Consider the following 6,000-nt stretch of genomic DNA (forward strand, 5'->3'; position numbering starts at 1 on the left):
GATGCCACTTCGTCCCGGACGGCGAAGCGGTGACCGCTGCCCCACGCACGGGGCGCTCCGCGCCGCCTTGCTTCTGGGTTCCCGGGGGCGGTCACGCTACAGGCCCACCACTGGGGCCAGTTGGGACCGGAGGGTGCCGGCGTGGGGCTGCAGGGTGCCGTCGAAGGCGGCGGATCCGATGGTGAAGGCGTCGGCTCCGGCTGATGCGAGCGCCTGTATCTGGTCGGTGCCGGTGATGGAGCCGGCGACGACCAGGCGGCCGGTGGTGGCGGCGCGGGCAGCGCGGACCAGATCGAGGGGGTCGGCATCGGTGGCGCGGTACGCGAGGAGGTCGACGCCGGCGCAGCCGGCGGCCTCCGCTCGTCGGCAGTCATCGGCGATGCGGTCCGGGTTGCCCGCGAGGCGGGTGGGGTGCCCCACGGGTTCTCCGGCGAAGGGCAGGTAGCCGATGGATGTGCCGTGCAGGAGGTGGAGGGTCTCCTCGATCCAGGTGCCGCCCATCAGCCAGTCGACGCCGAGTTCGGTTGCCGTCCGTACGGAGGCGAGGGCCTGGTCCCGGTGGGTGCTGACGACTTCGAGGTACGTGGTGGCGCCCATGTTCCTGATGCGAGTGTGAAGCTTGGCGAGGGTGCCGGGGTCCACACCGATGTCTTTGAATCCGATGTGGGTGATGCCGAGATCTTCGATGGTGTCGAGGACATCGAGGCAGTCGGTGACGGTGCGGTCGTCGCGGGTGAGCATGAAGATGAAGTCCATGGTGTCCTTCGGTTCTCTGTGCCGGGGGCTGATGTGAGTCGGTGGGTCAGAGGCGGTCCGGGGCCCCTGAGGACAGGCGGTCGGCGTGGGTCAGGGCGGCGAGCAGGCTGGTGTGGTCGGCCGTGCCGAGACCGGCGATGTCGAAGGCGGTGCCGTGGTCGACGCTGGTGCGGACGAACGGCAGGCCGATGGTGATGTTGACGCCGTGTTCGATCCCCAGGTACTTGACGGGGATGAGGCCCTGGTCGTGGTACTGGGCGACCACGACGTCGAAGGCTCCGGCGCGGGCTCGCATGAAGACGGTGTCGGCGGGCCAGGGTCCGCTGGCCTGGATGCCTTCGCCCTGCGCGGCTTCGATGGCGGGGGCGATGATGTCCAGATCCTCGCGGCCGAACAGGCCGTTCTCCCCTGCGTGGGGATTGAGGCCGGCGACGGCGATGCGGGGGGCGGGCAGGCCGCCGCGCTGAAGTGTGCGCTGGGTGAGGCGGATGATGTCGAGTACGCGCGGGGTGGTGATCGCGTCGATCGCGGTGCGGAGCGACTGGTGCACGGTGACCAGGACGATCCGCAGTTCGTCGGTGGCCATCATCATCGCGTAGTCGGTGGTGCCGGACAGGTCGGCGAGGATCTCGGTGTGCCCGGGATAGGGGACGCCGGACAGGCGCAGGGCTTCCTTGTTGATCGGCGCGGTCACCAGAGCCCGTATCTCGTGGGCCATCGCGAGCTCGATGCCGCGGCGGACGTACTGGAAGGATGCCGCTCCGGCTCGGGCGTCGAGTGCCCCCCAGTGCAGGTCGGCCGGAAGGCCGTTCTCTGCGAGGACGTCCACCGTGCCGGGGGCGAACTCCGCATCTTCGACCGATGAGATGGGGCGGAGTGCGAGGTGGGTGTCGGCGATCTTGTTGGCGCGGTCGAGGACGCCGATGTCGCCGATGACGACGACGGGCACCGTGCGGCGCGAATCGGCGCACGCCTTGAGGGTGATCTCGGGACCGATTCCGCAGGGGTCGCCCATGGTGATGGCGATCGGGGTCATGCGTGCTCTCCCGGGTCGGGGTGATGTCGGACGAGGTGGCACAGGCGCAGGAGCAGGGCGTCGTCGCCGAAGCCGCCTGCCTTGATCAGCAAGGGAAGGGGGGATGGGCCGATCAGAGATCCCCGGACGACGCCGGGCTCGGGTTCGTCGAGCAGGTCGATGCCGGTGGCGCCAAGGGGCAGGAGCACGGTGGTGGCCGTTTCTCCCCCCGTGACGACGAGCGCGTCGACCGTGCGGTCTTCGATCAGCGTCCGGACGACTGCTGCCTGAGAGCGGGCGAGTACTTGTGCGGTCTGTGACGTGTGGCGCTCATCGGGTGTCTGCAGGGTGAGGATGGGGGCCGTCATGCTTCGCAGCGTCTGAACGGCCGGGGCCGGATCGACGCTGACGGTGACACCCTGGACGTCTCCTCTGGTGTGGAGCCGGGCCAACTGCCGCCGAGTCGCCGGGTTGGTGCTGCCGACGACGATCAGTGGACGTCGGGCCGGTGCGGGCGGTGAGGCCACGCTGCTCGGGGCGCGGGCACACCGTCGGGCCAGGGCGGCCGCCAAACCCGGGGAGCCGACCCACAGCACTTCGTCGAGCCGGGGCACCGCTGCCACCAGGCGGTCGAGGTCGCCGTCTTCGGCGGCGGAGTAGACGATCAGTTCCCCGTTCCCGATCATTTCGGGCAGCTCGGCTGCCCGCTCCCGCTGCGCGAGAACTGCCTCCGGGAACAGCGTGGCGAGGTCCGAGCAGCGCACGGGGTGTACCGGGTCGCGGGCGTAGTCGCTCTCGTGGACCGGTACGTCCCGCACGTACTGGACCCCCCGCACCGTCACTCTGCCCTCCGCGGGGAAGGCCGGAGCGATGACGACGGCCCGCCTCCGCGAACCCGCCCATGCCGACCGGACCTCTGCCGCGACATGACCGCGCAGGGTGGAATCCACCGTTTTGAAGAGCAATTCGGAGTCGGCGAACAGGCGGGCCGCCCGCCACGTACGCAAAGCAGCCGCCTCCTCGTCCAGCACCCGGCTCCCGAGGTCGACCGCACTCACGTCCACGGCATTCTGCGGCACGCTCACTGTGGTGGTGAGCAGGATTCGGGCCTCGTGGCCTGCCTGACGGAACGGTGCGGCACCGTCCCCTGCGCTGGTGAGGTCGTCCGCCAGGATGGCGATGCCCTGTCGCGGGTCGTTGCGGAATGTCATGCCCCGCCTTTCCGTCAGCCGCTCTTATCTGTGAACATTTCAATGGTCGTTCAGATATAAGAGCAGGACAAACGATTCATTCTCACAGGACCTGTGAGTAGAATTCACGCATGCAATGGTCGGCCCTACCTCCGTTGAATACGCTGCTGCCCTTCGAGGCGACCGTCCGGCACGCGAGCATGACCGCGGCGGCGCAGGAACTGCACGTCACACACGGCGCGGTGAGCCGACAGGTCCAGAACCTGGAACGGTCCCTTGGTGTATCGCTGTTCGAGCGGCAGACACGCGCCCTGCGCCCGACCCCGCAGGCTCGACGGCTGGCGGCCGTCGTCCGGGACGCGCTCGATCAGATCGATGCGGCGGCCCGGCAGCTCTCACACCGCACACTCGCAGGACCGCTCACCCTCTCGTGCGAGCCCACCCTTCTGATGCGATGGCTCATTCCCCTGCTCCCCGATCTGGCCGTGAACGTGCCGGACGTCGCCGTCCACCTGTCCGCAGGCGGCGGCCCTGTCTTCTTCGAGCGCGACGACATCGACCTCGCGATCCGCCGGGACGACTTCCCGTTCCCCGAAGAGGCGACGAGCCGGACCTGCTTGTTCGCAGAGCGGATCGGACCCGTCTGCCGGCCCGATCTCGCGCCCCGTCTGACCGGCGACGCCGGCGTATCGCAGGTAGCCCTTCTGCACACCGCCACACGACCGCAGGCGTGGAACGACTGGCGGCGTCTCACCGGCATGCAGGCAGAGCCCGCCTCCCAGCAGACTCTGGAGCACTTCTACCTGACCCTCCAGGCCGCCGCGGCCGGCGTCGGGGTCGCGATCGCCCCGTACGCCGTCGTCCGCGACGACCTGGAGCGCGGGCAACTCGTCGCACCCTTCGGTTTCGTCCCCGACGGCACCAGCTACCACCTGCTCAGCCGTAGATCACCCGAGCAGGACGGACGCGTCCGCCGGCTGACGGCATGGCTGCGTGCCAAGACGAGCCGGCTCGAGAACGATCCCGAACCGGTGTGACCGCTCGGCTGACGGACCTTCCTTGCTCGGGCGTCCCGGTTGGCTGCCGCCGCGGTAGGACCCAGGGCGTGGAGACCGGGACGGTGCTGCGGCTGCACTCCCTGCGCCCGCCGATACGCATGGTGCGGCCGATGGGCAGGTGCGGCGTGCACACCGTGGCCCCTTCACGAGCAACACGCGGTCGCGCGCACGCTCTGCACATATCGGGAGCCGGTGATACCCCGTAACGTGGCACGACGGCGTCGGCGCGCAGGCGGGCACGAACAGGCCCTGCGCGAGGGGTCGGCGCACCCGTAGCCGAACGGATGGTCACCTCGGCGGCTCCCCGGTCAGGACGCGGGCGAGCTCTATGCCTGGTCCTGCGTGCTCAGGTGTGAAAACCCGGCAGGGAAAGGTACTTGAGCTGCTGGTACTCGTGGAGGCCCTCGGGCCCGCCTTCGCGGCCCAGGCCGGACTGCTTGATCCCGCCGAAGGGTGCCGCGACGTCGGAGACCAGCCCGCGGTTGATGCCGACCATTCCGGCCTGCAGACGGGCGGCGACCCGGCGGGCGCGGTCGATGTGGGACGTCATCAGGTACGACGCGAGGCCGTGCTCGGTGTTGTTGGCCACGGCTATGGCCTCGTCCTCGGTGGAGAACCGGTGGATGGCGGCGACAGGTCCGAAGACTTCCTCGTGCATGATCGCGGCGTCGGCGGGGACGTGGTCCAGCACGGTCGGGGCGGCGTAGTGGCCCGGCCCGTCGGGGATGTCCGCCTCGGCGATGACAACGGCGCCACGGGCCACGGCATCCTCGACGAGGTGGCGGACCTTGTCCACTGCCCTGTGGTCGGCCAGCGGGCCGAGCTCGGTGTCCTCCCGGTCCGGGGAGCCCACCCGGACAGCGGCGATCCGTTCGGCCAGTGCGACGGCAAATGCGTCGGCGATGCCCTCCTGGACCAGGAACCGGTTGGCGCCGACACAGGACTGGCCGCCCAGCCGCATCTTCGCGATCATCGCTTCGCGGACGGCGAGGTCGAGGTCGGCGTCGTCGAAGACCAGGAACGGCGCGTTGCCGCCCAGCTCCATCGAGGTGCGCAGCACCCGGGCACCGCTCTGCTGAAGCAGCAGCCTGCCGACCGGGGTGGACCCGGTGAAGGACAGCTTGCGCAGCCGGGGGTCGGCCAGCAGCGCCGCGGTGACCGCTGCCGCGTCGCTGCTGGTGATCACGGTCAGGACACCTTCAGCCGCGCCTGCCTCACGTGCCAGCTCGCCCAGCACCAGGGACGACAGCGGGGTGAGCGCGGCCGGTTTGAGCACGGCGGTGCAGCCTGCGGCCAGGGCCGCGGCGACCTTACGGGCCGCCATGGCCAGCGGCACGTTCCACGGAGTGATCAGCAGGCAGGGCCCGACCGGTTCGGCGACAGTGACGATGTGGCTCCTGCCGTCCGGGGAGGGGGTGCTGCGCCCGTGTGGGCGGACCGCCTCCTCGGCGTACCAGCGGAAATAGGCCGCGGCGTAGTCGACCTCACTCCGGGCTTCCCTGATCGTCTTGCCGATCTCCAGGGTGATGATCCGGGCCAGACGCTCACGATGTTCGGCCAGGGCGTCGGCGAGCCGGTGCAGGACGGTCGCCCGGTCCCGCGGGCTGGTGAGGGCCCACTTGTCGGCGGCCGCGGCCGCCGCGTCCAGTGCTTCGAGCGCGTCCTCTGCGCCGCAGTCCGCGACGGTGGCTATGACTTCCTCGGTTGCGGGGTCGCGCACCTCGAACGTGCGACCGCCGGTGGCGGGTTGCCAGCCGTGGGCGAGGAAGCCACGGGGGACGGATTCCAGGACTGCCGACTCCGCTGAGGGAGGGGTGAGCGTGTCAGTCATGTACGTGGCTCTTTCGCTGATCGCAGGATGGTGTGTGGAGCGAGCAGGATCGGTGGGTGGTCATACGGCTTCGCCTCCGGGGGTGGCGACGCCGACGGTGTTGTCGACGGAGAGGAGGGAGTCCTGTCGTCCGGTGCCGAGCCAGCGGAC

At 69.9% G+C, this 6,000-nt stretch carries 5 protein-coding genes; 1 reads left to right on the forward strand and 4 read right to left on the reverse strand.

Going from position 1 to position 6,000, the window contains the following annotated elements; all coding sequences use genetic code 11:
- Positions 1–96: 96 nt before the first annotated feature.
- The 3 genes from ACZ6BB_RS41095 to ACZ6BB_RS41105 are packed head-to-tail and all read right to left on the reverse strand — an operon-like array spanning position 97 to position 2,982.
- Entirely contained in the window at positions 97–756 is a 660-nt protein-coding gene (locus ACZ6BB_RS41095) for a HisA/HisF-related TIM barrel protein (protein WP_471620197.1), read from the reverse strand.
- 46 nt (positions 757–802) lie between these two features.
- On the reverse strand, positions 803–1,792 hold the full coding sequence (pdxA, locus tag ACZ6BB_RS41100; RefSeq protein ID WP_471620198.1) for a 4-hydroxythreonine-4-phosphate dehydrogenase PdxA: 990 nt from the start codon (positions 1,790–1,792) through the stop codon (positions 803–805).
- A complete protein-coding gene (locus ACZ6BB_RS41105) occupies positions 1,789–2,982 on the reverse strand; it encodes a four-carbon acid sugar kinase family protein (protein ID WP_471620199.1) in 1,194 nt (397 codons plus the stop codon). Before ACZ6BB_RS41105 ends, pdxA begins: the two co-directional genes overlap by 4 nt.
- Before the next feature lie 110 nt (positions 2,983–3,092).
- Here ACZ6BB_RS41105 and ACZ6BB_RS41110 point away from each other — a divergent pair, with 110 nt between their 5' ends.
- Complete coding sequence (locus tag ACZ6BB_RS41110) at positions 3,093–3,998, forward strand: LysR substrate-binding domain-containing protein (RefSeq protein ID WP_471620200.1); 906 nt, start codon at positions 3,093–3,095, stop codon at positions 3,996–3,998.
- Between the two features lie 367 nt (positions 3,999–4,365).
- Here the strand turns inward: ACZ6BB_RS41110 and ACZ6BB_RS41115 are convergent, their stop codons facing one another.
- A complete protein-coding gene (locus tag ACZ6BB_RS41115) occupies positions 4,366–5,850 on the reverse strand; it encodes an NAD-dependent succinate-semialdehyde dehydrogenase (RefSeq protein WP_471620201.1) in 1,485 nt (494 codons plus the stop codon).
- Positions 5,851–6,000 lie beyond the last annotated feature (150 nt).

It is taken from the genome of Streptomyces sp. NPDC041108 (assembly GCF_055592645.1).

What these genes read in the sequence shown, in the direction of transcription:
- ACZ6BB_RS41095 (WP_471620197.1), bottom strand. Translation starts at nt 756, where the DNA reads ATGGACTTCATCTTCATGCTCACCCGCGACGACCGCACCGTCACCGAC.
- pdxA (WP_471620198.1), bottom strand. Translation starts at nt 1,792, where the DNA reads ATGACCCCGATCGCCATCACCATGGGCGACCCCTGCGGAATCGGTCCC.
- ACZ6BB_RS41105 (WP_471620199.1), bottom strand. Translation starts at nt 2,982, where the DNA reads ATGACATTCCGCAACGACCCGCGACAGGGCATCGCCATCCTGGCGGAC.
- ACZ6BB_RS41110 (WP_471620200.1), top strand. Translation starts at nt 3,093, where the DNA reads ATGCAATGGTCGGCCCTACCTCCGTTGAATACGCTGCTGCCCTTCGAG.
- ACZ6BB_RS41115 (WP_471620201.1), bottom strand. Translation starts at nt 5,850, where the DNA reads ATGACTGACACGCTCACCCCTCCCTCAGCGGAGTCGGCAGTCCTGGAA.